23 protein-coding genes are annotated in these 26,253 nt (G+C 74.6%); 7 read left to right on the forward strand and 16 right to left on the reverse strand.

The window, feature by feature from the left end; translation table 11 throughout:
- Positions 1–51 precede the first annotated feature (51 nt).
- On the forward strand, positions 52–1,542 hold the full coding sequence (locus ACIF8T_RS08830; protein WP_400033099.1) for a protein kinase: 1,491 nt from the start codon (positions 52–54) through the stop codon (positions 1,540–1,542).
- Between the two features lie 87 nt (positions 1,543–1,629).
- Here ACIF8T_RS08830 and ACIF8T_RS08835 read toward each other — a convergent pair whose 3' ends face one another.
- The 9 genes from ACIF8T_RS08835 to ACIF8T_RS08875 form a co-directional block, all read right to left on the reverse strand.
- Positions 1,630–2,448 (reverse strand): TrmH family RNA methyltransferase, encoded by an 819-nt coding sequence (locus ACIF8T_RS08835; RefSeq protein WP_400032662.1) that lies wholly within the window; start codon positions 2,446–2,448, stop codon positions 1,630–1,632.
- Positions 2,449–2,467: 19 nt separating this feature from the next.
- Positions 2,468–3,715: a uroporphyrinogen-III C-methyltransferase gene (gene cobA / locus ACIF8T_RS08840; protein WP_400032664.1), complete on the reverse strand. Its 1,248-nt coding sequence runs from the start codon at positions 3,713–3,715 to the stop codon at positions 2,468–2,470.
- A gap of 158 nt (positions 3,716–3,873) precedes the next feature.
- Entirely contained in the window at positions 3,874–8,307 is a 4,434-nt protein-coding gene (gene cobT, locus ACIF8T_RS08845) for a nicotinate-nucleotide--dimethylbenzimidazole phosphoribosyltransferase (RefSeq protein ID WP_400032666.1), read from the reverse strand.
- Between the two features lie 368 nt (positions 8,308–8,675).
- Positions 8,676–9,887 carry a precorrin-6y C5,15-methyltransferase (decarboxylating) subunit CbiE gene (gene cbiE / locus ACIF8T_RS08850; protein ID WP_400032668.1) on the reverse strand — a complete coding sequence of 404 codons (1,212 nt, stop codon included), beginning with the start codon at positions 9,885–9,887 and terminating at the stop codon, positions 8,676–8,678.
- A 157-nt stretch (positions 9,888–10,044) separates the two neighbouring features.
- A complete protein-coding gene (locus ACIF8T_RS08855) occupies positions 10,045–10,677 on the reverse strand; it encodes a GNAT family N-acetyltransferase (protein WP_400032670.1) in 633 nt (210 codons plus the stop codon).
- Between the two features lie 143 nt (positions 10,678–10,820).
- Positions 10,821–11,654, reverse strand: a complete 834-nt coding sequence (locus tag ACIF8T_RS08860; protein WP_400032672.1) for a MetQ/NlpA family ABC transporter substrate-binding protein — start codon at positions 11,652–11,654, stop codon at positions 10,821–10,823.
- Positions 11,655–11,720: 66 nt separating this feature from the next.
- Positions 11,721–12,458 carry a methionine ABC transporter permease gene (locus ACIF8T_RS08865; RefSeq protein WP_400032674.1) on the reverse strand — a complete coding sequence of 246 codons (738 nt, stop codon included), beginning with the start codon at positions 12,456–12,458 and terminating at the stop codon, positions 11,721–11,723.
- Positions 12,455–13,492, reverse strand: a complete 1,038-nt coding sequence (locus ACIF8T_RS08870; protein WP_400032676.1) for a methionine ABC transporter ATP-binding protein — start codon at positions 13,490–13,492, stop codon at positions 12,455–12,457. The genes ACIF8T_RS08865 and ACIF8T_RS08870 overlap by 4 nt, the downstream gene beginning before the upstream one ends.
- Positions 13,493–13,892: 400 nt before the next feature.
- The gene (locus ACIF8T_RS08875; RefSeq protein ID WP_400032678.1) at positions 13,893–14,540 is read right to left on the reverse strand and encodes an HAD-IA family hydrolase; all 648 of its coding nucleotides are present in this window, start codon (positions 14,538–14,540) and stop codon (positions 13,893–13,895) included.
- 84 nt (positions 14,541–14,624) lie between these two features.
- Between ACIF8T_RS08875 and ACIF8T_RS08880 the strand changes: the two genes are divergently transcribed.
- Together ACIF8T_RS08880 and ACIF8T_RS08885 are read left to right on the forward strand one after the other, a co-directional pair.
- Positions 14,625–14,984, forward strand: coding sequence for a hypothetical protein (locus ACIF8T_RS08880; RefSeq protein WP_400032680.1), 360 nt, complete (start codon positions 14,625–14,627; stop codon positions 14,982–14,984).
- Positions 14,965–15,432: a hypothetical protein gene (locus tag ACIF8T_RS08885; RefSeq protein WP_400032682.1), complete on the forward strand. Its 468-nt coding sequence runs from the start codon at positions 14,965–14,967 to the stop codon at positions 15,430–15,432. Before ACIF8T_RS08880 ends, ACIF8T_RS08885 begins: the two co-directional genes overlap by 20 nt.
- On the opposite strand, the gene ACIF8T_RS08890 is transcribed toward ACIF8T_RS08885, so the two are convergent.
- The 3 genes from ACIF8T_RS08890 to ACIF8T_RS08900 form a co-directional block, all read right to left on the reverse strand.
- Positions 15,419–15,916 carry a GNAT family N-acetyltransferase gene (locus tag ACIF8T_RS08890; RefSeq protein WP_400033100.1) on the reverse strand — a complete coding sequence of 166 codons (498 nt, stop codon included), beginning with the start codon at positions 15,914–15,916 and terminating at the stop codon, positions 15,419–15,421. The genes ACIF8T_RS08885 and ACIF8T_RS08890 overlap by 14 nt on opposite strands.
- A gap of 57 nt (positions 15,917–15,973) precedes the next feature.
- The gene (locus ACIF8T_RS08895; protein WP_400032684.1) at positions 15,974–16,465 is read right to left on the reverse strand and encodes an RNA polymerase sigma factor; all 492 of its coding nucleotides are present in this window, start codon (positions 16,463–16,465) and stop codon (positions 15,974–15,976) included.
- A gap of 74 nt (positions 16,466–16,539) precedes the next feature.
- Positions 16,540–17,703, reverse strand: coding sequence for a glycerophosphodiester phosphodiesterase (locus ACIF8T_RS08900; RefSeq protein ID WP_400032686.1), 1,164 nt, complete (start codon positions 17,701–17,703; stop codon positions 16,540–16,542).
- A 472-nt stretch (positions 17,704–18,175) separates the two neighbouring features.
- Here ACIF8T_RS08900 and ACIF8T_RS08905 point away from each other — a divergent pair, with 472 nt between their 5' ends.
- The gene (locus tag ACIF8T_RS08905) at positions 18,176–18,850 is read left to right on the forward strand and encodes a lysophospholipid acyltransferase family protein (RefSeq protein WP_400032688.1); all 675 of its coding nucleotides are present in this window, start codon (positions 18,176–18,178) and stop codon (positions 18,848–18,850) included.
- 375 nt (positions 18,851–19,225) lie between these two features.
- On the opposite strand, the gene ACIF8T_RS08910 is transcribed toward ACIF8T_RS08905, so the two are convergent.
- The 4 genes from ACIF8T_RS08910 to argH all read right to left on the reverse strand — a co-directional run bounded on the left by ACIF8T_RS08910 (position 19,226) and on the right by argH (position 23,964).
- Complete coding sequence (locus tag ACIF8T_RS08910; protein ID WP_400032690.1) at positions 19,226–20,758, reverse strand: MFS transporter; 1,533 nt, start codon at positions 20,756–20,758, stop codon at positions 19,226–19,228.
- Positions 20,755–21,306, reverse strand: coding sequence for a TetR/AcrR family transcriptional regulator (locus ACIF8T_RS08915; protein ID WP_400032692.1), 552 nt, complete (start codon positions 21,304–21,306; stop codon positions 20,755–20,757). Before ACIF8T_RS08915 ends, ACIF8T_RS08910 begins: the two co-directional genes overlap by 4 nt.
- A gap of 79 nt (positions 21,307–21,385) precedes the next feature.
- On the reverse strand, positions 21,386–22,357 hold the full coding sequence (locus ACIF8T_RS08920; protein ID WP_400032694.1) for an aldo/keto reductase: 972 nt from the start codon (positions 22,355–22,357) through the stop codon (positions 21,386–21,388).
- A gap of 173 nt (positions 22,358–22,530) precedes the next feature.
- Entirely contained in the window at positions 22,531–23,964 is a 1,434-nt protein-coding gene (argH, locus tag ACIF8T_RS08925) for an argininosuccinate lyase (RefSeq protein WP_400032696.1), read from the reverse strand.
- Between the two features lie 339 nt (positions 23,965–24,303).
- Between argH and ACIF8T_RS08930 the strand changes: the two genes are divergently transcribed.
- From ACIF8T_RS08930 to ACIF8T_RS08940, 3 genes are all read left to right on the forward strand, one after another.
- The gene (locus ACIF8T_RS08930) at positions 24,304–24,747 is read left to right on the forward strand and encodes a hypothetical protein (protein WP_400032698.1); all 444 of its coding nucleotides are present in this window, start codon (positions 24,304–24,306) and stop codon (positions 24,745–24,747) included.
- Positions 24,748–24,890: 143 nt separating this feature from the next.
- Positions 24,891–25,478, forward strand: coding sequence for a pyridoxamine 5'-phosphate oxidase family protein (locus tag ACIF8T_RS08935; RefSeq protein ID WP_400032700.1), 588 nt, complete (start codon positions 24,891–24,893; stop codon positions 25,476–25,478).
- Positions 25,479–25,481: 3 nt separating this feature from the next.
- Positions 25,482–26,174, forward strand: a complete 693-nt coding sequence (locus ACIF8T_RS08940; RefSeq protein ID WP_400032702.1) for a L,D-transpeptidase — start codon at positions 25,482–25,484, stop codon at positions 26,172–26,174.
- Positions 26,175–26,253: the final 79 nt, after the last annotated feature.

Genomic DNA, 26,253 nt, shown 5'->3' on the forward strand with positions numbered 1-26,253 from the left:
GCGGCCGTGGAAACGTAAGCTGTGCCACGTCACACGGACCGGGCAGCGGGGATGAACATGGCGATGATGCGCCTGAGGCGCGAGGACCCGCGCGTCGTCGGCTCGTTCAAGCTTCACCGACGGCTCGGCGCGGGCGGGATGGGTGTCGTCTACCTGGGCTCCGACAAGAAGGGGCAGCGGGTCGCACTGAAGGTCATCCGGCCCGATCTCGCGGAGGACCAGGAGTTCCGCTCGCGGTTCGCGCGCGAGGTGTCGGCGGCCCGGCGGATCCGCGGGGGCTGCACGGCGCGGCTGGTCGCCGCCGACCTGGAGGCGGACCGCCCCTGGTTCGCCACGCAGTACGTGCCCGGCCCCTCGCTGCACGACAAGGTCGCCGACGAGGGGCCGCTCGGCGCGGCCGAGGCCGCCGCCATCGGGGCCGCCCTGTCGGAGGGGCTGGTCGCCGTGCACGAGGCGGGTGTGGTGCACCGGGACCTGAAGCCGTCCAACATCCTGCTGTCCCCGAAGGGGCCGCGGATCATCGACTTCGGCATCGCCTGGGCGACCGGCGCCTCGACGCTCACGCACGTCGGCACGGCGGTCGGCTCGCCCGGCTTCCTCGCCCCCGAGCAGGTGCGGGGCGCGGCGGTCACGCCGGCCACCGACGTGTTCTCGCTCGGTGCCACGCTCGCCTACGCGTCGATGGGCGACTCGCCGTTCGGGCACGGCAGTTCCGAGGTGATGCTGTACCGCGTGGTGCACGAGGAGCCCCAGCTGCACGGCGTGCCGGACGCGCTGGCCCCGCTGATCCAGGCGTGCCTGGCGAAGGACCCCGAGGAGCGGCCCAGCACGCTCCAGCTGTCGCTGCGGCTCAAGGAGATCGCGGCCCGGGAGGCCCAGGGCCTCGCCGACGTACGGCCGCCGGCGCCGCGGGCCGCGGAGGCGGACCGGCCCACCGGGCGGCTCGCCGACACCTATCCGGACCGTGCCCAGCGGCGGCCGCAGGGCGGGCCGGGGACGGGTCCGCAGGGAGTGCCGGGGACTCCCCCGCCGCGCGGTGCGACCCCGGCGCGGGGGCAGACGGTTCCCCGGGGCGGTTCGCGGGGTGCGACTCCGTCGCGCGGGGGCGAGGCCCTCCGCGGCGGCTCGCGGGGGGCCGGGGCCTCGCGCGGCGGCGGGACGCCGTCGCGGTCCGGGGGGCGGCCGACTCCCTCCCCGCGCAGCACGACGGGGTCCCGCCGGCCGCGCGGCGGCAGCCGTCCCGCCCCGCGCGGCACCGGGCGTCCGGCGCCCCGGAACACCGGGACCGGCCTGCGGCCCGCCAATCCGCGGCTGCTGCGGCAGCGCCTCTTCGTGTTCGTCGTGGTGACCCTGCTGGTGGCGCTGGGCATCGCGCTCGTGCAGGGCTGCCAGGGGCCGTCGCGCGGTCTCGGGGGCGAGGGGAACGGCGTGCGGGAGCGTCAGGGGCAGCAGGCGGGGACCGGGCAGGGGGTGCGGGGGGCGACGCCCTCGGCCGCTCCGCACGGAGGTGCCGGCGGGGTCGCGGGCGGTGCCGCGAGCTGACGCCCGTCAGGGGCGGTCGCCGCACGGGGCCGCGAGCCGACGCCGGCCGGGGACACCCGCGGGGCGAGGAGAGGGCGCGGGCCCTCCTCAGGCCTGCGGCCGGCCCGTCGTCACCGCGTAGAAGGCGACCGCGGCCGCCGCGCCCACGTTGAGGGAGTCCACGCCGTGGGACATCGGGATGCGGACCCACGTGTCGGCGGCCTTCAGGGCCCTCGCGGACAGGCCGTCGCCCTCGGCGCCGAGCATCAGGGCCACGCGGTCCATCCGGTGCGGAGCGGCCTCGTCCAGGCTCACGGCGCGCTCGTCGGGGGTGAGGGCGAGGAGGGCGAAGCCCGCCTCGCGGACCTGTTGGAGATCCCCGGGCCAGGTGTCCAGACGGGCGTACGGCACCGAGAAGACGGCGCCCATGGAGACCTTGACGCTGCGGCGGTAGAGGGGGTCGGCGCAGTCCGGGGAGAGCAGGACCGCGTCCATGCCGAGGGCCGCGGCGGAGCGGAAGATCGCGCCGATGTTGGTGTGGTCGTTGACCGACTCCATGATCACCACCCGGCGGGCGGTGTCCAGCAGCCCGGCGGCCGTGGGCAGCGGCTTGCGCTGCATGGAGGCGAGCGCGCCGCGGTGCACGTGGTAGCCGGTGACCTGCTCGGCGAGGTCCGGGGTGACCACGTACACCGGGGTCCGGAGCGCGTCGACGACGTCGCGCATCGCGTCGACCCACTTGGGCGACAGCAGCATCGAGCGCATCGCGTAGCCGGCTTCCGCGGCCCGCCGGATGACCTTCTCGCCCTCGGCGATGAACAGGCCCTCGGCCGGCTCGCGCCTGCGGCGCAGCTCGACGTCGGTCAGGCCCGTGTAGTCGCGCAGGCGCGGGTCGTCGGGGTCGTCGACGGTGATGAGATCGGCCACGGGGTGTTACTGCCTCGTCCTAGGAGGGGTGGGGGGTCGCTCCGGGCACCGTGCCCACGCGCACGACCTCGCCGACGACGATGACCGCCGGCGGCTTGACCTCCTGCGCGCGGACCGTCTCGGCGACCGTGGCGAGGGTGGCGTCGACGCGGCGCTGGGCGGCCGTCGTGCCCTCCTGGACCAGGGCGACCGGGGTGTCGGGGGACTTGCCGTGCGCGACCAGGGTCTCGGCGATCCTGCCGATCTTGTCGACGCCCATGAGGATCACCAGCGTGCCGGTGAGCTTGGCGAGGGACGCCCAGTCGACGAGCGAACGGTCGTCGTCGGGGGCGACGTGGCCGCTGACCACGGTGAACTCGTGGGCGACACCGCGGTGGGTGACCGGGATGCCCGCCGCGCCCGGGACGGAGATGGAGCTGGAGATGCCGGGGACGACCGTGCAGGGGATCCCGGCCTCGGCGAGGGCGTGGAGCTCCTCCATGCCGCGGCCGAAGACGTAGGGGTCGCCGCCCTTGAGGCGTACCACCGACTTGCCCTGCTTGGCGTGCTCGATCAGGGCGTTGTTGATGGCCTCCTGGGCCATGAAACGGCCGTACGGGATCTTCGCCGCGTCGATCACCTCGACGTGCGGCGGGAGTTCGGCGAGCAGGTCGCGCGGGCCGAGGCGGTCGGCGATGACGACGTCGGCCTCGGCGAGCAGGCGGCGGCCGCGCACGGTGATCAGGTCCGGGTCGCCGGGGCCGCCGCCGACCAGGGCGACGCCCGGGGTGCGGGTGCGGTGGTGGGGGGCGACCAGGGTGCCGTCGCGCAGGCCCTCGACGACCGCGTCGCGGATGGCGGCGGTGTGGCGCGGGTCGCGGCCGCGGGCGTCCGTGGTCAGGACGGCGACCGTGACGCCCTCGCTGGTGCCGGTGGCCGGGGTCCAGGCGGTGGCCGCGTCGGCGTCGTCGGCGCGGACGCACCAGACCCGGTGGCGTTCGGCCTCCGCGGAGGCGGCGCGGTTGGCCTCGGTGTCGCTGGTGGCGATGAGCGCGTACCAGGCGTCCGCCAGGTCGCCTTCCGCGTACGGGCGCCGCTCCCAGGTGATCTCGCCCGCGTCGGCCATCGCCTCGACGGAGGGGGTCGCCTCCGGGGACACCAGGCGGACGTCCGCGCCCGCCGCGACGAGGGCCGGGAGGCGGCGCTGCGCCACCTGGCCGCCGCCGAGGACGACCACGGTGCGGCCGGTGAGGCGGAGGCCTACGGGGTAGGCGGGGTGTTCGGCCATGAGGTGCGGCTCCTCGTACGGGCGTCGTGCGATGGGCGCTGCGGCACTGGAGCGGCCCTGACGTGCGGATCTTAGACGTGGGTTCAGCGTACGGCGGGGGTGGGGTGGGAGCGGCGGACGCCGCCCGGCCCTCCCCCGCCGGATGCCGTGCGCGGGTGCTACTTCTCGGTGACGCCCGCCGAGTCGAACGTCGCCACCTCGTGCATCGCCCGTGCCGTGCTCTGCACCAGCGGCAGGGCGAGCAGCGCGCCCGTCCCCTCGCCGAGGCGCAGGTCCAGGTCGACCAGCGGGCGCAGGCCCAGCTTGTTCAGCGCGGCCACGTGGCCGGGCTCGGCGCTGCGGTGGCCGGCGATGCAGGCCGCCAGGACCTCGGGGGCGATCGCGCGGGCCACCAGGGCGGCGGCGCCGGCGCTGACGCCGTCCAGGATCACCGGGGTGCGCAGCGAGGCGCCGCCGAGGAGCAGGCCGACCATGGCGGCGTGCTCGAAACCGCCGATGGCGGCGAGGACGCCGACCGGGTCGGCCGGGTCCGGGCGGTGCAGCTCGATCGCGCGGCGGACGACCTCCGTCTTGCGGGCGAGGGTCTCGTCGTTGATGCCGGTGCCCCGGCCCGTGACCTCGGCCGGGTCCGCGCCCGTGTAGACGGAGATGAGGGCGGCGGACGCGGTGGTGTTGGCGATGCCCATCTCTCCGGTGAGCAGCGCCTTGTTGCCGGCGGCGACGAGGTCGCGGGCCGTCTCGATGCCGACCTCGATGGCCTTCTTGGCCTCCTCGCGGGTCATCGCGGGGCCGGTCGTCATGTCGGACGTGCCCGCGCGGATCTTGCGGGGCAGCAGGCCGGGCGTCGCGGGCAGGTCGCCGGCGACGCCGACGTCCACGACGCAGACCTCCGCGCCGACCTGGGCGGCGAACGCGTTGCAGACCGCTCCCCCGCCGAGGAAGTTGGCCACCATCTGGGCGGTGACCTCCTGCGGCCAGGGGGTGACGCCCTGGGCGTGCACGCCGTGGTCGCCGGCGAAGATCGCGACGGCCGCGGGCTCCGGGACGGGCGGCGGGCACTGCCGGGACAGCCCGGACAACTGGGCGGAGATGATCTCCAGCATGCCGAGCGCCCCGGCGGGCTTCGTCATGCGCTTCTGCCGCTCCCACGCCTCGCCGAGCGCCTTGGCGTCGAGCGGGCGGATCTGTGCGACGGTCTCGGCGAGCAGGTCGTGGGGTTCCTCTCCGGGCAGGGCGCGGCGGCCGTACGTCTCCTCGTGCACCACCCAGGACAGGGGGCGGCGCTTGGACCAGCCGGCCTGCATCAGCTCGGGCTCGTCCGGGAACTCGTCGACGTACCCGACGCACAGGTACGCGATGATCTCCAGGTGTTCGGGCAGGCCGAGGGCGCGGACCATCTCCCGCTCGTCGAAGAAGCTGACCCAGCCGACGCCGAGGCCCTCGGCGCGGGCGGCGAGCCACAGGTTCTCGACCGCGAGCGCGGCGGAGTACGGCGCCATCTGCGGCTGGGTGTGGCGGCCGAGGGTGTGGCGGCCGCCGCGGGTGGGGTCGGCGGTGACGACGATGTTCACCGGGGTGTCGAGGATGGCCTCGATCTTCAGTTCCTTGAACTGCTTCGCCCGGCCCTTCGGCAGGGACTTCGCGTACGCCTCGCGCTGGCGCATGGCCAGTTCGTGCATGGCGCGCCGGGTGTCGGCGGAGCGGATGACGACGAAGTCCCAGGGCTGCGAGTGGCCGACGGAGGGCGCGGTGTGGGCGGCCTCCAGGACGCGGAGCAGGACCTCGTGCGGGATGGGGTCGCTGCGGAAGCCGTTGCGGATGTCGCGGCGTTCGCGCATGACCTTGAGCACGGCCTCGCGCTCGGCGTCGTCGTAGGGGGGCGCGGCCGGGCCGGCGGACCGCCGCGCTTCTGCCACGGGGGCCGTGCCCTCTTCCGCCGGGTCCTGCTGGTCGTGCGCGGCGTCCGGGTCGTCCTGGTCGGCGGCCCGGGTGTCCAGGTCGTCCGCGTTCTGCACGACGCCGGGGTCCGGCTCGGGGGGTGCGGGGACGGCGGCGGCCTGCGGGGCGACGGCCGGTGCGAGGTGCGCGGCGGTCGGCACCGAGCCCTCGGCCGGGACGAACCGGCCGAGGGGCTGCTCCGGCTGGGGTTCCGGGGCGCCTTCGGGGTGCGGGCCGGGCCGGGCGGGTGTCTCGGGAGCCGATGCCGGGAGGGCTCCGGCCGCGGGGTCGGCCGGCGCGGTGCGGGCCGCTTCGTCGGTGGCGGGGGTCTCGGCAGCGGCGGCGGGCGCCGCTTCCTCCGGGACGGCGGCCGGGGCCGGCGCCGCGTCCGTGCCGTCGGCCTCGGCGTCCACGGGGCCCGGCTGCACGGGCAGGGAGGCCTGCGCGGCCGGGACGGCCTGTGCCTGCTGCGGGCCCTGGACGGGCTGCGGCTGCACGGGCTGCGGGTCGTGCGCGAGCTGCGGGTCGTGCGCGGGCTGCGTCCCCGGGGCGGGCTGTTCGCCCGGCTGCTGGGGGGTGGGTGCCGCCGTCTGGGGGGCGGGCGCGGTGGCCACGGGGGCGGCGGCCGGCTCTGCGGCCGCGGCGGGGGCGGTCTCCGCGACGGCCTCGGCGGACGCGGGAACGTCCTCGGCGGTCACGGGGGCGTCCTCCGCGGGCTGCGGCGCGTCGGCCGCGGCCGGAGCGGCGGGGAACGGGGTGGCCTGGACGGTCTCGGGGCTCGACGGCTGGGGGGCCGACGGCTCGGGAGCCGGGGCGGGCACGGGGGCCTCGGCGGCCGGAGGGAACGCGGTGACGGCCGCGGGGACCTGGGCGTTCTCCGGTTCGGCGGCCTCAGGCGCCGGGGCACCGGCCTCGGCGGCGGCCGGCTCGTGGGCGGCTGGCTCGTGGGCGGCCGGCTCGTGGAGGGTCGGCTCGTGGAGGGTCGGCGCAGTGACCGGCGTCTCCATGGCGGGCGTCTCGGCGACCGGAGTCTCCGGGGCGGCCGGCTCGGCGACCGGAGTTTCCGGGACGGGCGTCTCGGCGACCGGTGTCTCGGCCGCAACCGCTTCGGGAGAGACCGCCGCCGGAGCGACCGCTTCCGGAGCGACCGGCTCGGGGGCGTGCGCGGCGGCGTCGGGGGTCTCCGCCCCCGGAACCTGGGCGACGGCCTGCGGCGCGCCACCGTCCGCGACCGGCACGACGGCCTCCGGGGCGCCCGCCTCCGGGGCCTGCGGGACAGCCTGCGGGGCGACGGCCTCCGGCGCGCCCGCCTCCGGGGCCTGCGCGACAGCCTGCGGGGCGGGCGCATCCGCGTCCACGGCCGGTGCGGCGGCCTCAGGGCTGCTCACCTCGGGCGCGGGCGCCCCCGCCTCCGGGGCCGGGGCCGGAGCCGCTTCCGCGACACCCGCCTCGGGCACCTGGGCAACCGCCCCCGGAACACCGGCCTCCGCAGCGGGCGCGCCGATCCCGGGTTCGTTCACCTCGGCCTGCGGAACGGTCCCCGGACCATCGGCGACCACGGGCTCGGCCGGCCCCGGGACGGGAACCTGGACGCCCTCGGCCGTCTGCGGCAGCCCGGCGCCGCCCGGCACCTCCACGGGCACCTGGGCGTGCCCGGGAGCGACAGCAGCGGTCTCGGCCCCCTGACCGGCGTTCTCCTGCCCGGCGGGCGTAACCGGCGTCACGGCCTCGGGCCCCTGCTCAGGGGCCTGGCCCGCGGCGTCCACCGGTGCCTGTCCGGGTACGGGCGGAACGCCGGCGACGGCCTGCGCCGGTCCGGGCTCCCCGGCGGGAACCGGGGCCTGACCGGCAGCGGCGGCGGCCGCGTGCTCGGGTGCGGTCTCGGGCGCCTGCCCCGCCTGGGGCTCGTACGCCGGTCCGGTCTGCTCGCCGGCGGGACCGCCGTCCTGCGCCTGCGCGGCCGGGACGGCCGGGGCGCCCTGCGCGGCCTCGGGAGCGCTCGGCTCCGGCACGGCGACGGCCTCCGTCGCCGCGACCGCCTCCGTGGCGACCCGTGCGACCACGGCCTGCGCCGCGCCCACCGGCTCGCCCGCCGGAACAACCGTTTCGGCAGGCGCCGCCCCGGCGCCCACCTGGACCTGCGCCGCGGCCTGCGCGCCCCAGGGCGCCGCCTGCGGGGGCACCCGCGGGGCCGCCTCCGGCGTCCGCGGGACGTCGAGGTACTCGGGACCGGCGGTCGGCGGCGCGGGCTGCCGTACCGGCGCGTCCGCGGGGCCGCGGTCGGCGAGGGAGCGCACCGGGCTGGCGGAGGTGTCGGGGAGGGGCGGGCCGAGGTGCAGCGGCCGGCGCGGGGTGATCGGCGGGATCGGCGGCGGGTCGGGCAGGCGGACGCCGCCGAGGTCGACCGAGCCGCTGTCGCGGCCGGAGAGCTCGTGCGGGCCCGGCTCGTGGACGGCCTCGACGACCGGCTCGGGCGCGGGCGGGGCGACCTCGGTGCCCCAGGCCCCCTGGTGGCCGGGCAGCAGCAGGTCTTCGTCCTGGGCGGTGGTCTCGGAGAGGTAGGCGTACTCGCCGTGCGCGGGGGCGCCCGGCTGCTCCACCATGCCTGCGTTCTCCGGCAGCCCCTCGCCCGGGACCTGGCCGGTGTCGGTCATGCGTACCCCTCGCCCATCGGTTAGTGCTCCTACGACCAGCTCACCCGGAACGGCGCACCGACCGTCCCGCAGTGAAGAACGAGCGTGCGTCCTCAGCGGCACGAACGGCCGGCGCCGAAAAGGCGACAAAGCCATTCACTGGCATTGTCGCGGCCGTACGGCCGTCGCGACAGCATGATCCGCGACGGTTCCGCTGTGGACTGCGCCACGTTGCGCGTCCTCCGGTTCTGCCGTACCACACCCACCCCAAAAGGGTCGGGTTTTCCGGACATTGACCGACGAACCGCCGGGCGCCCGAGTGCGGTGCAGCGATCGGCCAGCCTACCGCGCGCGGTACGACAAGCGGATCACGGGGACGGCTCGAAGGGTCAGGGGCTGCGCTCGGGCAGCACCCCGCTGAGCAGGAACGCGACGCTCCGTTCCTTCTCCGTCCAGGCCCGGGTGTCGAGTTCGACGGACTGCAGCAGCGCGCACTCCACGCGGTAGCCGTGTTCCGTCAGGTCGCGGCCGACGCGTTCGGCGGCGTCGCGGGTGGCGGCGTGGGTGACGATGCGCTGCGGGCGGCGGTCGGCGACCGCGGAGACCACGGCCGCTCCCCCGCCGCCGACCCGCACGACGTCCGGTTCGTGGAGGTTCTCCAGGACGTGCGGGGCGGTGCCGTGCACGACCTGGAGCTGGACACCGAAGCGGCGGGCGGTGGCCTCGGTGCGGGCGCAGGCGTCCGGGTCGCGGTCGACGGCGATGACGGCGGCGCCCAGCCGCGCGGCCTCGGTGGCGAACGCGCCGCCGCCGCAGCCGATGTCCCACACGAGGTCGCCGGGACGGGGCCCCAGCCGGGCGAGTTGGGCCGTGCGCAGCAGCTCGGTCTCGCCCTCACCGAGTTCGCCGCCGTACGCCTCGGCGGGCAGGGACCAGCCGCGGGGGCCGGTGGCCGGGTCGCGGCCGGCGATCCAGCCGCCGGACTCGGCCGCGCCGACCGGGCCGCCGATGACGATGACGACGTTGGGGTCGCGCCAGGTGTGGTCGGCGGCCTTGTCGGAGGTGACGACGGACACCTGCTCGCGGTCGGTGCCGAGTTCCTCGCAGATGACGAAGGTGCGGTGGACGCCCTCCAGGAGCAGGCCCAGTTCGGCGGGGCCGGCGCCGGGCGAGGTGAGGACCGCCACCTTGGCGTGGGCCCGGCACACGTTCACCGCGCGGCGCAGGGTGCGGGGGTGGGCGACGACCACCTGGGCGTCGTCCCAGGGCATGCCGGCGCGGGCGAAGGCGGCGGCGACGGAGGAGACGGCGGGGACCACCTCGACCTCCAGGCCGAACTCCGGTGCGCGCAGGGTGCGGACGACGCCGAAGAAGCCGGGGTCGCCGTCGGCGAGCACGACCGCGGTGCCGCGGTGGGCGGCGATGCGGCGGGCGGCGAGGGCGACGCTGCCGAGGCGGACGCGTTCGGCGGCGGGCGGCACTTCGGGAAGCGCCAGGTGGTGGGCGGCGCCGGCCACCAGGGTGGCGGCTCCCAGGGCGGAGCGTGCCGCGGCGGTCAGCGGCGAGCCGTCCCAGCCGATCACCGTGACGCGGTCGGCCATCGTCGTCAGTCTCCAGAGGTGTGCGCGGGTCGTCGGTACGGGATGGGCGGCCCGGTCGGGCGGGCCGTGCGGGTGGGGCCGGCGGGCGGGCCTGGTGAGGGTACCCGGTGGAGCCGGCGGGCGCGGTGGCGGACCGCCGTCGGCGCGGTCGTCCGCCTCAGTTCCAGTCGTCGAACGACGTGAAACCGCCGTCCAGCTGGTCGCCGACGCCCTCCAGGTCCTCGGGCAGCAGGCTCCAGACGATGAGGTCGGTGCGGACGTCGGTCCACGTGCCGGCCTCGGTTCTGGCCCGTGCTATCCAGGCGCCGCGCAGCACGCCCTCGCTGATGCAGCCGATCTTCTGGGCGACCTGCTGGGAGGCGGTGTTGTCGGCGGCGGTGCGCAGTTCCAGCCGCTCGAACTTCTGGTCCTGGAAGAGCCACCGGGCGGTGGCGAGGGCGGCTTCGGAGGCGTAGCCCTCGCCGCGGGCCCACGGCGCCACGACGTAGGCGATCTCGGTGGAGCGGACGCGCCAGTCGGTGTGGGTGAGGTGCACGGTGCCGACGAGGCGCTGGGTGAGGAACTCGGTGACCGCGAAGACGATGCCGCGGCCCTCGGTGCGCTCGGCGGGGGCGCGTTCGGTGATCCAGGCGCGGGCGTCGGCGGCGGTGTAGGGGTGCGGGACGGAGGTCCAGGCGGTGACGAGCTCGTCGTTCATCATGTCGGTGAACGCCTCGGTGTCCGACTCCTCCAGGGGGCGCAGGACCAACCGCTCCGTGCTGAGGGAGACGTTGGGGAAGGTGCCAGTCATGCGCCACTCCGTAACCTTCGGAAAAAACCTTCAGGGCCTGCTGAACTGCCCAGCATGCAGCATGAAAGCACCGGACCGCACCACGGGGTCCGCTCCTTCGGAAGGAGCGGACCCCAGGGGTGGTGTACGGGCCGGAACGGGCCTCAGAAGGAGGCGATCACCGAGCCGGCGTACTTCTCCTCGATGAACTTCTTGACCTCGGGCGAGGTGAGGAGCTCGGCGAGCTTCTTCACGCGCGGGTCGTCCTCGTTGCCCTCCTTGACCGCGAGGAAGTTGCCGTACGGGTTGTTCTTCGCGGACTCCAGGACGAGGGCGTCCTCGGCGGGCTTCAGGTCGGACTCGATGGCGTAGTTGCCGTTGATGACGGCGGCGTCCACGTCGTCGAGGGAGCGCGGGGTCTGGGCCGCCTCCAGCTCCTTGAACTTGAGGTTCTTCGGGTTCTCGGTGATGTCCGAGGGGGTGGCCTCGTTGCCGACGCCGTCCTTGAGCGTGATGATTCCGTTGGCGTCGAGCAGCTTCAGCGCGCGGGCCTCGTTGACGGTGTCGTTGGGGATGGCGACGGTCGCACCGCTCTTCAGCTCGTCGGCCTTCTTCACCTTGCGGGAGTACAGGCCGAGCGGCTCCAGGTGCACCGTGACGACGGGCACGATGTGGGTGCCGTTCTTCTTGTTGAAGTCGTCGAGGTACGGCTGGTTCTGGAAGTAGTTGGCCCCCACCGAGCCGTCCTCCGTCGCCGTGTTCGGCGTGACGTAGTCGGTGAACTCCTTGACCTCCAGGTCGAGACCGGCGTCCTTGGCGAGGTTGTCCTTGACGTAGGTCAGGATCTCGGCGTGCGGGACGGGGCTCGCGGCGACGATCAGCGGAGCGGAGGCGTCGGCGGAGGCGGACTCCTTGTCGTCGGCGCCGCAGGCGGTGAGCCCGAGGGTGAGGGCTCCGGCGGCGAGGACGGCAGTGGTGATCTTGGCGGTGTTACGCACGAAAAGTGCCTTTCCTTATGGGTGGTGCGACCCCGTCCTGGGTGTACGGGGAGTCTGGGTGGGGGGTCAGACGGCCTTGCTCACGTCGGCCGCGGCGGGCTCCTTGGCCTTGAGCAGGCGGAGCTTGGGCGCGGGGCCGGAGCGGCCGCCGCGGCGGTGCAGGGTGCGGGCCGCGTGGTCGCCGGCGAACTGGATGAGCGAGATGACCACGGCGAGGACCGCGACGGTGATCCACATCAGGCCGGTCTCGAAGCGCTGGTAGCCGTAGCGGACGGCGAGGTCGCCGAGGCCGCCGCCGCCGACGGTGCCTGCCATGGCCGAGTAGCCGATGAGCGCGATGACCGTGGTCGTGGTGCTGGCGATCAGCGACGGCAGCGCCTCGGGGACGAGGACCTTGCGCACGATCGTCCAGGTGTTGCCGCCCATGGCCTGCACGGCCTCGACGAGCCCGTGGTCGACCTCGCGGACGGCCGTCTCGACCAGGCGCGCGAAGAAGGGGATGCCGCCGATGGCGAGCGGCACGATCGCGGCCTCGCTGCCGATGGTCGTGCCGGTCACCCAGCGGGTGAAGTTCATGAGGGCGACCATGAGGATGATGAACGGCATCGAGCGGCCGACGTTCACGACCTGCCCGACGACCTTGTTCACCACGGTGTTCTGCAGCAGGCCGCCCTTGTCGGTGAGGACGAGCAGGATGCCGAGCGGGAGGCCGCCGAGCACGGCGATCAGGGTCGACCAGCCGACCATGACCAGCGTCTCCCGACACGCCTGCTCCAGCAGGGGCTGCATCTCGGACCAGGTCACTTGGCACCTTCCTTCACCAGCAGCGGCTGGTCCCGGTTCACGACGTCGATCTGGAGGCCCTGTTCGCGCAGGAAGCCGATCGGCACGACGTTGTCCTCGTAGCGGCCGGGCAGTTCGATGCGCATGCGGCCGACCTGGAGGCCGCCGACGGTGTCGATGGCCGCGCCGAGGATCGATATGTCGATGTTGTAGGTGCGGGCGAGCTGGGAGATGACCGGCTGGGTCGCGCTCTCGCCCTGGAAGGTGACGTCGACGACGGTGCGGTCCTCGGCGGAGGCCTCGCCGCCGACCGGGAAGAGCGCCGCGGCCAGCTCGGAGCCGGGGGTCGCGAGGAGTTCGCTGACGGTGCCGGACTCCACGATGCGGCCCCGCTCCATCAGGGCGGCCGAGTCGCAGATCGACTTCACGACGTCCATCTCGTGCGTGATGAGCAGGACGGTGAGCCCGAGCTGCCGGTTCAGGTCGCGCAGCAGCCCCAGGATCGAGCGGGTGGTCTCCGGGTCGAGGGCGCTGGTGGCCTCGTCGGACAGCAGCACCTTGGGGTCGCCGGCCAGGGCGCGGGCGATGCCGACGCGCTGCTTCTGGCCGCCGGACAGCTGGGCGGGGTAGGCCTTCGCCTTGTCGGCGAGCCCCACCAGGTCGAGCAGTTCCAGCGCCTTACGGGAACGTTCCTTCCCCGTCTTCCCGAGGATCTCCAGCGGCAGTTCGACGTTGTCCTGCACGGTCCGGGAGGAGAGCAGGTTGAAGTGCTGGAAGACCATGCCGATCCGGCTGCGCGCCCGCCGCAGCTCCCGGCCCGCGCGCGGCCCCCGGCCGGCGAGCGCGGTGAGGTCCTGTCCGTCGACGGCCACCGTGCCCGAGGTGGGGCGTTCCAGCAGGTTGACGCAGCGGATGAGCGAGGACTTGCCGGCGCCGGACTGGCCGATGACGCCGTACACCTCGCCTTCGCGGACGTGCAGGTCGACGCCGTCCAGGGCGGTGACCTCGCGGCCGCGTGAGCGGTAGACCTTGGTGAGGCCCGATGTGGTGATCACGTGGGTTTCCGTCACTGTCGAGTGCGCGGCACGTCGTGGGCGCCGGGCACGGGGCATTCATGGTCGAAGGCAGCCTGGACGCGGCACGGTTCTCGCGGGCGCGGTGGAACCGTGGAGAAACGTGCGCGCGGGGCGGCGGCTCGGTCGCGCGTGCGGGGCACGCGGGCGAACGCGAGCGGGCTCTCGCTTCGGGGCGCGAGGCTCAGGTGGTGCAGGGGCCCTCTAGAAGGCGCACATTCGGCGCATGGGACACATACAACGAGCACCGGGCGTCGTGGTCGCCTCGGTCGCAAGGGTGCGGCAGCTCGTCGTGGTCATGCGATCAGTAAAGCAGAGGTTCGCTCCTGACCGGACACCGCTGTCCGCATGCTGGACAGCGGTGGACAGCCGGTGGACGGGATCAGGCACGCGCGGAGATTTCGACTCCCCCGTCGGTGACCAGGACGGACAAGGCCGACAGGTCGGTCACCACCAGGTCGGCGTCGAGTTCGTCGGCCCGGTGGGTTGTGGCCAACGCCACGGTGGCCATGCCGGCGGCGCGGCCGGCCGCGAGACCCGCGGGGGCGTCCTCGAAGACCACGCAGCGGGCCGGGTCGACGCCGAGCGTGCGGGCGGCGAGCAGGTAGGGCTCGGGGTCGGGCTTGCCGCGGGTGACGTCGTCGGCGGCGACCAGCGTCTTGGGCAGGATGCCGACGGCGTCGAGGCGGGCCTCGGCCAGCCGCCGGGTGGCGGAGGTGACGACGGCCCAGCGGTCGGCCGGGAGCGCGTCGAGCAGGGCGCGGGTGCCGGGCAGCAGGTGCACACCGCCCGGCACGTCCTCCACCTCCAGGTCCTCGATCCGCGCGACGGCCTGCGGCACCACGTCGGCGGGCAGCAGGTCGGCGGCTATCTCGGCGGCCGGCCGGCCGTGCAGTTCGACCCGCGCGAACTCCTCGGCCGTGATCCCGTACTCGCCGGCCCACCGTGCCCAGCAGCGGTCCACGGAGGCGAGGGAGGAGACGAGGGTTCCGTCGTTGTCGAACAGCAGGGCGTGTGCGTGGATCGTCATGCCCCCGACCCTACGAGGCCGCCGCGCCGCTCCCGGCCGGGGTCGGCCGCATCGGGTCTTTTCGGCCGTAATAAGGTCGCTGCCATGCTTGATGCCCTGACGCTGGCGACCGGCGTCGCCGCGCTGCTCCTCGCCGCCTGGTGCGGCTGGGCCGCCTACCGCGATCAGCCGACGAAGGACTGGCACTTCATCGGGATGGCCGTGGTCACGCTGCTGGCGCTGGTCCAGCTGGTGGTCGGGGTCGTGCAGCTGGCGCGGGGCGAGAAGCCGGCACAGGGCACGACGATCTTCGTGGCGTACCTGCTGGGCGCGTTCGCGTGCGTGCCGGCGGCGGGGTTCATGTCGCTGGCGGAGCGCACCCGGTGGGGCTCGGTGACGGTGGCGGCGGGCGGTGTCGTGCTGGCCGTGCTGGAGGTGCGGCTCTATGACATCTGGGGAGGCTGAGGTGACCGCGACGCGGCGGGGACCGGAGCGGAAGCGGCTCGTCGGCGGGCCCGGCATCCTTCTGGTCTGGCTGTACGGCGTGATGGTCGTCGGGGCGGTGTCGCGGTCGGCCTACCAGATCGCCACCGAGTTCGACCGCGCGCCGCTCGCCTACACGCTCTCGGCGGCGGCCGGGCTGGTGTACGGCTTCATCACCTACTCGCTCGTGCGCGGCGGCGAGACGGCCCGCAGGGCGGCGCTGGTGTGCTGCGCCGCCGAGCTGGTGGGCGTGCTGGTCGTCGGCACCTGGACCCTGGCCGACCCGTCGGCGTTCCCCGACGCGACGGTGTGGTCCGACTACGGCATGGGGTACCTCTTCATCCCGGTGCTGCTGCCGCTGTCGGCCCTGTTCTGGCTCCGCAGGGCCCGCACCGGGCAGGGCGGCGCCGGGGGTGTCAGGCCGTGGTGACGTACGCCTGGGCCGGCTTCTCCAGGACGATCATGGGGACGCCGTCGGTGCCCTGGGACGTGCCCACCGTCTCGTAGCCGACCCGGCGGTACAGCCGCAGGTTGCCCTCGCTGCGGTGGCCGGTGTGCAGGCGGAAGCGCGTGGCGCCGTGCTCGTCGGCCAGGGCGGCCTCGGCGGCGCGCAGCAGCCGGGCGCCGATGCCGTGGCCCTGGAGGCGGGGGTGGACGCAGAGCTTGCCGATGGAGGCGGCGCCGTCCTCGGTGACCCGGCCGCGCACCGAACCGACGACCTCGTCGCCGAGGCGCGCCACGATGACGCAGTCCCGCGCGACCTCCTGCCGGACGCTGTCGAGGGTCTGCACGAGCGGGTCGATGCGGTAGTTGCCGTAGAGCGCCGCCTCGCTCTGGAAGCAGAGGTACTGCAACCTGAAGATCTGCTCCGCGTCCTGCTCGGCCGCCGCAGAGATGGTCACGCTCATGCCCATGTGCGCACGCCTCCCGCTCACCTGATCACCTGTCGTCCCTCACACCTATCCCCGTCCTCAGCGGGACGCAACCTCCGGTGTGAGCAATCGGCGCAGACATCCCAGGCATCTGGAACGTTCCGGCCCAAGGCTCCCCTGTGACATACCCAACTCCCCTGCGATTTCCCGGTATGTCAGGTCCTTCTCGGAGAGCAGCGCCTCCATGAGGCGGGGGCAGCGCCCCGGGAGACGGCGGACCGCCTCGCGCAGGGCGCGGTGGCGGGCGGCGGCGAGGGCGGCCCGCTCGGGACCGGGTTCGTCGTCCACGGGCTCGGCGGCGTACGGCCGTTCGAGACGGGCCGTACGGCGCGTGCGGCGCGCCTCGGAGCGGACGGCGCGGCGCAGCCAGCCCTGCGGGTCGTGCGGCGGGTCCTGGGCGTCGAGGCGCTCCAGGAGACGGAGCCAGACCGCCTGTTCCAGGTCGCCCGGCTCACCCCCCGAGGCATATGCCTCGGCGGAGGCCTCGGCGGTGAGCAGCGGGCGCAGCGTGGTGACCAGGTCGTGCGTCATATGCGGAGCGACGCGGCCGCCCGGGCGGCGGGTTGCCCGGGCGGCCGGAGCTCACCCCGACAGGTGAGCGCGGGTCAGCCGTTGACGAAGTCCTCGCGGGCCAGCAGGCCGGTGTCCGGGTGGTCGGTGAAGATGCCGTCGATGCCCGTCGCGAAGTACGCCCGGTAGGCGCCGAAGACGTCGCCGTAGGCGTCGGCGCCGGTGCCCTCGCGGAAGTCCGCGGGCAGGAAGGGGTTCTCGTTGCGCAGCGTCCAGGGGTGCAGGACGAGGCCCGCCTCGTGGGCGTCGGCGACGAGGGTGGTGGGACGGGTGAGCCGGCCGGCGGCGTCCCTCGGGACGACCAGGTCGAGGGTGGGTCCGATGCCCTGGGCGTAGGAGGCGATCTCCCGCAGGCCCTCGGGGGTGACCAGGTCGGCGACCGTGCGCGGGTCACCGGTCTCGACGAAGTCCCAGGGGCGGGTGGTCGCGCCGGACAGCAGCACGACGAGCGGGTTGTCGACCAGCTTGTTCAGCCGCCGGATGCTGGTCGGTTCGAACGACTGGAGGATCACCGGCGCGTTCCACCGGTCCTTGCGGTACTTGCGCAGGAGCCCGGCGACCCGCTCCTCCAGGGCGAGGCCCTGCTTGCGGAAGTAGGTGGGGTGCTTGAGCTCGGGGTAGATCCAGACCTGCCTGCCGCGCCTGCGGGTCTGCTCGTCCTGCCACTTCAGGACCTCCTCGAAGGTGGGGATGTCCCAGCGGCCGTCGTAGAGGGTGTTGTGGGGGCGGTTGGCCGGGATGCGCTCGACCGCGCGCAGGGTCTTGAGCTCGGCGAGGGTGAAGTCCTCGGTGAACCAGCCGGTGGTGGAGACGCCGTCGAGGAGCTTGGTCTTCTTGCGGTCGGCGAACTCGGGGTGGCCGGCGACGTCCGTGGTGCCGCCGATCTCCGGCTCGTGGCGGCAGACGAGGTGGCCGTCCTTGGTGGGGACGAGGTCACCGGCCTCGACGATGTCCGCGCCCATGTCGAGGGCCAGCTCGTAGGAGCCGAAGGTGTGCTCCGGCCGGTAGCCGCTGGCGCCGCGGTGCGCGACGACCGTCGGCACCGGCAGGCCCTTCAGGCCGCCGCCGGGCCGGCCGCCGGCGGCCGACGCCGTGCCGGTCAGGCCGAGGGCCGTCCCGCCCGCGCCGAGCACGGCCGCGCCGAGCAGCGCCCGCCGTCCGGTCCCGCGTGCCTGCTCGTTCGACCCCTGCGTTCCCATGAGCGCCTCCTGCGTCGGCTCGGCTTTCTGCGCGCGGGTCCGCGGCGGGCGGCGCCCGGCTCGCGGTGACGGGCCGGGACGCGCCCGGCGGGGTCCGCGCCGTCGGTGCGGGCCGATCGTAGGGGCGTGTTCATGACGGACGGGAGACGTCCGGCGGAACACGCGGGTGACGGCGGACGGCGCACGGGACGCAAGGGGACGAAGACATGACGATCCGTCGATTTCCGTTCGATTCGGTGCGGCCGTTCGGGGAACGCGTCCGGTGTGTCCCGGGCGATGTCCGTCACATCATGACGGTCGCGTTACGCGCCGTCATCGGTGCGCCACCGCAGGTGAACGTGCGTCAACAGTGCGTAATACCTCGGTGAATCCGTTCTGCCCGATGTGCGGGATCCCCGGGGCCACGAGTAATGTCCTCACCTGCACAGACTCATACGCATCCATCGAGATCCCCTTGACACCGGAGGGCACGTTGTCCCGCTTCGCGCTCATCAAGGCAGTGCTCGGCCCGATCATGCGCCTGATGTTCCGCCCCCGGGTGGAAGGCGTGGAGCACATCCCGGCCGACGGCCCGGTCATCCTGGCCGGCAACCACCTGACGTTCATCGACTCGATGATCCTGCCGCTCGTCTGCGACCGGCAGGTCTTCTTCATCGGCAAGGACGAGTACGTCACCGGCAAGGGCCTCAAGGGCCGGCTGATGGCCTGGTTCTTCACCGGCGTCGGCATGATCCCCGTCGACCGCGACGGCGGCCGGGGCGGGGTCGCGGCGCTGATGACCGGCCGCCGCGTCCTGGAGGAGGGCAAGGTCTTCGGCATCTACCCGGAGGGCACCCGCTCCCCCGACGGCCGCCTGTACCGCGGCCGCACCGGCATCGCCCGGCTCACCCTGATGACCGGCGCGCCGGTCGTGCCGTTCGCGATGATCGGCACCGACAAGCTCCAGCCGGGCGGCGCGGGCCTGCCCCGGCCCGGCCGGGTCACCGTCCGCTTCGGCGAGGCGATGGAGTTCTCCCGCTACGACGGCATGGACCGCGACCGCTACGTGCTGCGCGCCGTCACCGACTCGGTGATGACCGAGGTGATGCGGCTGTCCGGGCAGGAGTACGTGGACATGTACGCCAGCAAGGCGAAGGAAGCCGCGTAGCCGCGCCGGGCGCGTCACGCACACCCCCGCACGGCGGGCCGTCCTCGGGCGGCCCGCCGTTCGCTTGTCCGGCGGCGGGGGTACGGGCGTGGCGGCACGGGCGTCCGGGAGCACGGGCGTCCGGGCTCGCTCGGCCGGCCGGGTCCGGCGCCGGGACCACGGGCGTCGAGGCTCCGCCCGTCCGGCCGGGCCGGTCACCGGTGGCCGGCCCGGCCCGGCCCGCCGCAACGGATCCGTGAGCCCGGCCCGTTCGCGGGCCCCGGCCCTCCCGGCCGCCGGGGCCGTCGCGACCGGCGTGGGGAGCGGCGGCGCGGTCCGCCGGAACGGGGCGACGGGCCGGGCCCGTTCGGGGCCCGGCGGGCCGGGGCCGGACGGCTACGGGTGCTCCGCCCCGCCCTCCAGCCGCTGCCCGCGCAGCAGGAACCAGGCCGCGGCCGACGCGGCCAGCAGGACGGCCGCGCCCAGGCCCGCCGCCAGCGCCAGTCCGTCGACGAAGGCCTGGCGGGCCGCGTCCAGCAGCGCCGCGGAGGTGGGCGCGGGCAGGTGCGCGGCCGCCTCGACCGCCCCGCCCAGCGATTCGTGCGCGGCGGCGGGGGTGCCGGCCGGGCCGGTGAAGCCGCGGTAGACGCCGGTCACGACCGAGCCGAGCAGCGCGATGCCGAGGGCCGCGCCGAGTTCGTACGCCGTCTCGGACACCGCGGACGCGGCGCCCGCCTGCTCGCGCGGGACGCCGGAGAGGATGACGTCGGCGGTGACGGTGAACGAGAACCCGGCGCCCGTGCCGACGACCAGCAGGGCCGCGCCCAGCAGCGGATAGCCGGTGGACCGGTCGATGACGGTCAGCGCCGCGAGCGCGAGACCGACGGCGGCGAGGCCGCCGGAGACCACGGCGCGCACGGAGAGGCGGCGCGCGGCCCGGCCCGCGACCAGGCCGGCCGCCACCGCGCCGACGGCGGCGGGGAGTTCGGCCAGTCCCGCCTCCAGCGGGCGGCGTCCCTGGACGAGTTGCAGGTACTGCGAGAGGAAGAACACCAGCCCGGACAGCCCCAGGATGGTCAGCAGGTCGGCCAGCACCGCGCCGCTGAAGCCGCGGCGGCGGAACAGCCGCACGTCCAGCAGCGGCTTCGGGAGCGTGAGCTGACGGCGTACGAACCCGTACAGGGCGGCCGCGCCCAGCAGGCCGGCGGCCGCCGCGTCCCACGCGGCTCCGTGCGCGGCGGTCTCCTTGACCGCGTACACGATCCCGACCATGCCGGCCAGCGACAGCAGGACGCCGGGCAGGTCCCAGGGGCCGGGGTCCGGGTTGCGGGACTCGGGCAGCAGCCGGGCGCCGACGAGGACCAGGACGGCCATCACGGGCAGGTTGATCAGGAAGACCGAGCCCCACCAGAAGTGTTCGAGCAGCGCGCCGCCGGCGATCGGGCCGACGGCGGCGCCGGCCGAGGCGGTGGCGCCCCAGATGCCGACGGCGAGGCTGCGTTCGCGCGGGTCGTGGAAGAGGTTGCGGATGAGGGCGAGCGTGGCGGGCATCAGGGTCGCGCCGGCGACACCGAGCAGCGCCCGTGCCGCGATCATCAGCTCGGGCGTGGTGGCGTAGGCGTTCAGCACGGACAGCGCGCCGAACGCGGTGGCGCCGGCCAGCAGGATCCGCTTGCGGCCGATGCGGTCGCCGAGGCTGCCCATGGAGACGAGCAGGCCGGCGATGACGAACGAGTAGACGTCGCCGATCCACAGCAGCTGTGTGCCCGACGGTTCGAGGTCCTCGGTGATGTACGGGGTCGCCAGGCCGAGGACGGTCGCGTCGACGGCCACCAGCAGCACGGCGAGGACGAGGACGGACAGCGCGAGCCAGCGGCCCGGGCGCTTCACCGCCTCGGTCGTCCCGTCCGGCCGCAGGGTGCTGGTCATGATTCCTTCCTTCGTCGGGCTCCGCCGAGCAACAGCTCGACGATCATGTGGGTGAAGTCCTTGGAGGCCACGCGGCCCTCGGAGACGGCCCAGGCGCCGGAGGCCAGCAGGCCGTAGAGGGCCTCGGTGAGCCAGGCCGGGGTGAGGTCGATGCGGAACTCCCCGCTCGCCTGGCCGCGCCGGAACAGGGCGGCGACCCGCTCGTCGATCCGGGCCCAGCCGGCGTTCTGCTCCTCGCCCTCGAAGAGCTGGTTCTCGGTGTAGAGGAAGGCCAGGAGGCCGGCCTGGGGCTCGATCTCGCGCACCAGCCGGTGCACGGCGTCCCCGGCGGGGCCCTCGTCCAGCCGGGCCGCGTCCAGGGCGGCCTCGCACTGCGCGATGCCGAGCGACTCCAGCGCCCGCACCAGCGCGTCGCGTCCGGCGAACTGGCGGTGCAGGGTCGCCCGGCTGATGCCGGCCGCTTTGGCGACCTCGTCCATGGTCGCGGTGGACTTGCGGGTCAGCAGGGCTGCGGCAGAGCGCAGTACGTGGTCACGATCGACAGCCATGAGACAAGCATAGACCACATGAGACAATGATGTCTCATCCTGGGCGTGCGTGACTCATCAGTGCCGGTCGGGCGGGGGTTCAGTGCCAGGGCAGCTGTCCGCGCCGCTCCCAGTAGGCGCGGGGCTCCTCGGCCAGAGCGGCGAGGCGGTCCAACTGGTCGTCGTCGAGGTCGACGGCGGCGGCGTGCAGGTTGGAGGCGAGCTGGCCGGTCGTCGCGGCGCCGGAGAGCACCACCCCGGCCCAGGGCTGCCGCAGGACCGCGGCGAGGGCGACCGCGTCGCAGCCCAGCCCCGCCTCCTCGGCGACCGCCGCCAGCTCGCGCGGCGCGTGCGGCGCGGCGAGCCGCCCGTTGGCCATGCCCTCCTTGACGATCACGGTGAGCCCGGCGTCGTGCGCCTCGGCGAGCGCGGGCGCGGCGGAGGTCTCCAGGACGTTGTAGGTGGACTGGACGGTGCGGAAGAGGGGCTCGCCGTCGACGGTCACGGCGAGCGCGGCCCGGACGGCGTCGGCCTGGGCGGGGCCGCTGGTGGAGAAGCCGAGGGTGAGGCCCTGGGCGGCGGCCTCGGCCAGCCGGGCGTGCAGTTCCTTGTCGGTGAGGGCCGGGCTGTCCGGGGTCACCGAGTGGATCTGGTAGAGGTCGAGCCGGTCGCCGAGCAGGGCGTCGCTCTCGGCGCGCTGCCGTTCGTACGTGGCGAGGCCGTGGTCCTTGACCTCGTGCGTGTCGGCGTCGGTGGACCACCCGGCGGTGTAGGTGTAACCCCACTTGCTGCCGACGACGACGTCGTCGGCGTCCGGCCGGGCCCGCAGCCACTCGGCGAGGAACTCCTCGGAGCGGCCGTAGGAGCGGGCGGCGTCGAAGTAGCGGACGCCCTGGGCGTAGGCGGCGTCGAGGAGCTCGTGGGTGCGGGCGCGGAGCGCTTCGACGCCGCGGTCGCTCCCGAGGTCCTCGTCCCGGCCGAGGTTGATGTAGCCGGGACGCCCCACGGCGGCGAGGCCCAGACCGATGTGGCAGGTGGGGGTGGTCGCCGTGGCCAGGCGGGCGAAGGGCATCGAGGGCTCCGTTCGGTCGGCTGCTGACGACCAACGTAACGCGCGACGGCCTCCGCCCCGGGGCTCGGACGCGGGGTGTTCCGGCGGGTGCGGGCGGCGGGCCCGCCGCGCGGCTCCCCGCCGCCCCTCCTGGGCCCGGGCCGCCCCTTCCAAGCCTGGGTGGGCCGCCCCTCCTAGGCCTGGCGGCGGGCCGTCGCCCAGGCGTGCTGGGCCGCCAGGTCCTGCTTCACCTCCGCCAGCTGCACGGCGACCGCGCTCGGCGCCGTGCCGCCGCGGCCGTCGCGGGAGGCGAGGGCGCCGGGGACGTTGAGGACGGAGCGGACCTGCGGCGTCAGGTGCTCGGAGATCTTCGCGAACTGCTCGTCCGTCAGGTCGTCCAGCTCCTTGCCCTCGGCCTCGGCGGCCTTCACGCACTCACCGGCGACCTCGTGCGCCACCCGGAACGGCACGCCCTGCCTGACCAGCCACTCGGCGATGTCGGTGGCCAGCGAGAACCCGGCCGGGGCCAGCTCCTCCAGGCGCTCGCGGTGCACGGTGAGCGTGGCCATCATGCCGGTGAAGGCGGGGAGCAGGACCTCCAGCTGGTCGATGGAGTCGAAGACCGGCTCCTTGTCCTCCTGGAGGTCGCGGTTGTACGCGAGCGGGAGGGCCTTGAGGGTCGCCAGCAGACCGGTCAGGTTGCCGATCAGACGGCCGGACTTGCCGCGCGCCAGCTCCGCGATGTCCGGGTTCTTCTTCTGCGGCATGATCGACGAGCCGGTGGAGAAGGCGTCGTGCAGGGTCACGAAGGAGAACTCCTTCGTGTTCCAGAGGATGACCTCCTCGGCGATCCGGGAGAGGTTGACGCCGATCATCGCGGTGATGAAGGCGAACTCGGCGACGAAGTCGCGGGAGGCCGTGCCGTCGATGGAGTTGGCCGAGCTGCCGCGCTCGAAGCCGAGGTCCTTCGCGACCGCCTCCGGGTCCAGCCCGAGGGAGGAGCCGGCCAGGGCGCCGGAGCCGTACGGCGAGACCGCCGTGCGCTCGTCCCACTGGCGCAGCCGCTCGGCGTCCCGGGAGAGCGCCTGGACGTGGGCGAGCACGTGGTGGGCGAAGAGCACCGGCTGGGCGTGCTGGAGGTGGGTGCGGCCGGGCATCGCCACGTCCGGGTGGGCCTCGGCCAGGCCGACCAGCGCGTCCTGGAGCTCGGCGATCAGGCCGCCGATGATCCGGGCGTGGTCGCGCAGGTACATGCGGAAGAGGGTCGCGACCTGGTCGTTGCGGGACCGGCCGGCGCGCAGCTTGCCGCCGAGGTCGGGGCCGAGGCGCTCCAGCAGGCCGCGCTCCAGGGCCGTGTGCACGTCCTCGTCGGCGACGGTGCCCACGAAGGCGCCGGACGCCACGTCGGCCTCCAGCCGGTCCAGCCCGGCGATCATCCGGGTCAGTTCGTCCTCGGTGAGGAGGCCCGCCTTGTGCAGCACGCGCGCGTGCGCCCGGGAACCGGCGATGTCGTACGGCGCGAGCCGCCAGTCGAAGTGGACGGAGGCGGACAGCTTGGCCAGGGCCTCGGCGGGACCGTCGGCGAAACGGCCGCCCCAGAGGCGTACGTCACCGCTGTTGCTGCTCACTTGCGTTGCTCCTCGGGTGGTGGCGATGTGCGGCCGCCGCCCCGCTCCGGACGGGTGGGGAGGCGGCCGCCGGGCTGGTGCGGGCCGGGTGTCGTGCGGCGCCCTGCGCGTGGCCGCGCTCGGTCACGGGTTCCCTCACGCTGCATCCACTGGCATGCATGAGTATGCAGTGTTCTGCATGAATCGTCAAAGCGGGTCGGGATGCGGTGGTTTTTCGGCCATCACGAAGTGATCCGGCGCCGTGTTGAACGCGCGAAACCGCTTTCCCGTACCTCTCGCCGAGCGCAGGCGCCGCGTTCGCACCCCGCACCACACCCCCGACCCAAGTGAGGCACAGGCATGTCCAGGGCTCTTCCGAAGTACGACAAGCGCCGCGTGGCGTTCCTCGGCGGCGCCGCCGCGGTGGCACTGTCCGGCGCGGTGATCGCCGGCTCCGCCCTCGCCGGGGAGACACCCGGGGACGACGGCGGCGCCCGGACGCTGGCGAGCCCCGGCGCCATCACCTGCCCGGACGTCGCCTCGCGGCTCCCGGAGATCCCCGCCTCCGCCCGGGCGGAGGTCGACCGCAACCTCGCCCTCCTCGACACCCAGATCCAGGAGGCAAACAAACGCCTCAACGACACCGTCGGCCAGGGCGGGCCCAACTTCGTCCAGAACGCCATCCTCGGCCCCCTGGAGGACAAGCGGATCGCCACCGTCAACCGCATCGCCACCGCCATCGGCCGCACCGCCGAACGCCCCGCCGGCCTCGACTCCCTGGCCGCCTGCACCCTCACCCCGTGAGGTGACAGGCACCGTGGCCGCCCCGTACCAGCGCCGGCCGGGGCGGCCACGGGTCACGGCGGCGCGGTCCGCCGCGGGCCGCGCGCAACCGGACCCCGTAATTCCTTAGACAGGCGAAAGACTTGCGCCCATAATCGTTAGACATGGGAAAGACCTATGAGCGCATCGACGGCCGGCTCCGCGCCTTCATCGAGGACCAGCCCCTCTTCTTCACCGCCACCGCCCCCCTCTCCGCCGACGGCACGGTCAACCTCTCGCCCAAGGGCCTGAAGGGCTCCTGGGCGGTCCTCGACGACCGCACGGTGGCCTACCTCGACTTCGCCGGGTCCAACGCGGAGACCGTCGCGCACCTGCGCGAGAACGGCCGCATCACGCTGATGTGGTGCGCCTTCCAGGGCCCGCCGAACATCGTCCGCGTGCACGGCCGCGGGGAGCCGGTCTTCCGGGACGACCCGCGCTTCCCGGAGCTCCTCGCCCGCTTCCCCGGCATCGACCCGGGCGCGCACGGCCTGCGCGCGATCATCGTCGTCACGGCGGACCTGGTCCGGGACACCTGCGGGTACGCGGTGCCCCACATGGCGTACGAGACGGACCGGGACCTGCACGGCAGGCGGTTCGCGCGCGAGGACGACGCGTCCCTCAGCGCGTACTTCACCAAGAAGGAGCACGTCGCGACGAGCCTGGACGGACTTCCCGGGCTGCCGCTGCCGCTGCCGCCCTCTACGGTCTGAGCCATGCGCCCCGGTGTCGTCGCCCTCGCCGTCTGCGGCCTCCTCGTGCCCGGCGGCGGCCCGCCGTCCGCCCCGCTGCCGGAGCGGATGGCGGACACCGGGGGCGGCACCCAGCTCATCACCGCGGTGGCCCCGCGGACCGGCTCGACGTCCGGCACGCTGACCTGGTGGGACCGCACGGGCGGGCGGTGGGTGAAGGCCGGTTCCGCCCCCGCCCGCTTCGGGGCGGGGGGCCTCGTCGAGGGCGCGGCCCGCCGGCAGGGCACGAACACCACTCCGACCGGACTGTACGACCTGCCGTACGCGTTCGGCGTCGAGGCGGCGCCGCCCGGCACGGCCTACCCGTACCGGCGGGTGCACCGGGACTCCTGGTGGTGCCAGGACGGCGGCTCCCGGGCCTACAACCGCTGGAGCGAGCCCCGGGCCGCCGACTGCCGGGCCGCGCGGGCCGAGCACCTGATCACCTACCGGGCCCCGTACGCGCACGCGCTCGTCGTCGGCTTCAACTACGCCCGGCCCGTGCGGGGCCGGGGCGCCGGGATCTTCCTGCACGTCGACGGGCGCGGCGCGACGGCCGGTTGCGTGTCGGTGCCCGGGGAGGCGATGCGGCGGATCCTGACGTGGGCCGAGCCCGCCCGCCGGCCGCACCTGGCGATCGGCACGGCCGGCGGCGCCACCGCCGTCACCCGGTACTGAGCGACCGCCGGGAGGGGCTGAACGCTCCCGCGGTCCGGCACGTATCTGTGGGCCAAGGGTCAAGTCCCCCGGAGGAACC

The organism is Streptomyces sp. NPDC085946 (assembly GCF_044540485.1).
In the GTDB taxonomy this organism is placed as follows: domain Bacteria; phylum Actinomycetota; class Actinomycetes; order Streptomycetales; family Streptomycetaceae; genus Streptomyces.

Excerpts from the sequence above, each read along its gene's own strand:
- ACIF8T_RS08830 (WP_400033099.1), top strand. The coding sequence starts at position 52 with ATGAACATGGCGATGATGCGCCTGAGGCGCGAGGACCCGCGCGTCGTC.
- cobA (WP_400032664.1), bottom strand. The coding sequence starts at position 3,715 with ATGGCCGAACACCCCGCCTACCCCGTAGGCCTCCGCCTCACCGGCCGC.
- cobT (WP_400032666.1), bottom strand. The coding sequence starts at position 8,307 with ATGACCGACACCGGCCAGGTCCCGGGCGAGGGGCTGCCGGAGAACGCA.
- cbiE (WP_400032668.1), bottom strand. The coding sequence starts at position 9,887 with ATGGCCGACCGCGTCACGGTGATCGGCTGGGACGGCTCGCCGCTGACC.
- ACIF8T_RS08855 (WP_400032670.1), bottom strand. The coding sequence starts at position 10,677 with ATGACTGGCACCTTCCCCAACGTCTCCCTCAGCACGGAGCGGTTGGTC.
- ACIF8T_RS08875 (WP_400032678.1), bottom strand. The coding sequence starts at position 14,540 with ATGACGATCCACGCACACGCCCTGCTGTTCGACAACGACGGAACCCTC.
- ACIF8T_RS08880 (WP_400032680.1), top strand. The coding sequence starts at position 14,625 with ATGCTTGATGCCCTGACGCTGGCGACCGGCGTCGCCGCGCTGCTCCTC.
- ACIF8T_RS08885 (WP_400032682.1), top strand. The coding sequence starts at position 14,965 with ATGACATCTGGGGAGGCTGAGGTGACCGCGACGCGGCGGGGACCGGAG.
- ACIF8T_RS08890 (WP_400033100.1), bottom strand. The coding sequence starts at position 15,916 with ATGGGCATGAGCGTGACCATCTCTGCGGCGGCCGAGCAGGACGCGGAG.
- ACIF8T_RS08895 (WP_400032684.1), bottom strand. The coding sequence starts at position 16,465 with ATGACGCACGACCTGGTCACCACGCTGCGCCCGCTGCTCACCGCCGAG.
- ACIF8T_RS08900 (WP_400032686.1), bottom strand. The coding sequence starts at position 17,703 with ATGGGAACGCAGGGGTCGAACGAGCAGGCACGCGGGACCGGACGGCGG.
- ACIF8T_RS08910 (WP_400032690.1), bottom strand. The coding sequence starts at position 20,758 with ATGACCAGCACCCTGCGGCCGGACGGGACGACCGAGGCGGTGAAGCGC.
- ACIF8T_RS08915 (WP_400032692.1), bottom strand. The coding sequence starts at position 21,306 with ATGGCTGTCGATCGTGACCACGTACTGCGCTCTGCCGCAGCCCTGCTG.
- ACIF8T_RS08920 (WP_400032694.1), bottom strand. The coding sequence starts at position 22,357 with ATGCCCTTCGCCCGCCTGGCCACGGCGACCACCCCCACCTGCCACATC.
- ACIF8T_RS08930 (WP_400032698.1), top strand. The coding sequence starts at position 24,304 with ATGTCCAGGGCTCTTCCGAAGTACGACAAGCGCCGCGTGGCGTTCCTC.
- ACIF8T_RS08935 (WP_400032700.1), top strand. The coding sequence starts at position 24,891 with ATGGGAAAGACCTATGAGCGCATCGACGGCCGGCTCCGCGCCTTCATC.
- ACIF8T_RS08940 (WP_400032702.1), top strand. The coding sequence starts at position 25,482 with ATGCGCCCCGGTGTCGTCGCCCTCGCCGTCTGCGGCCTCCTCGTGCCC.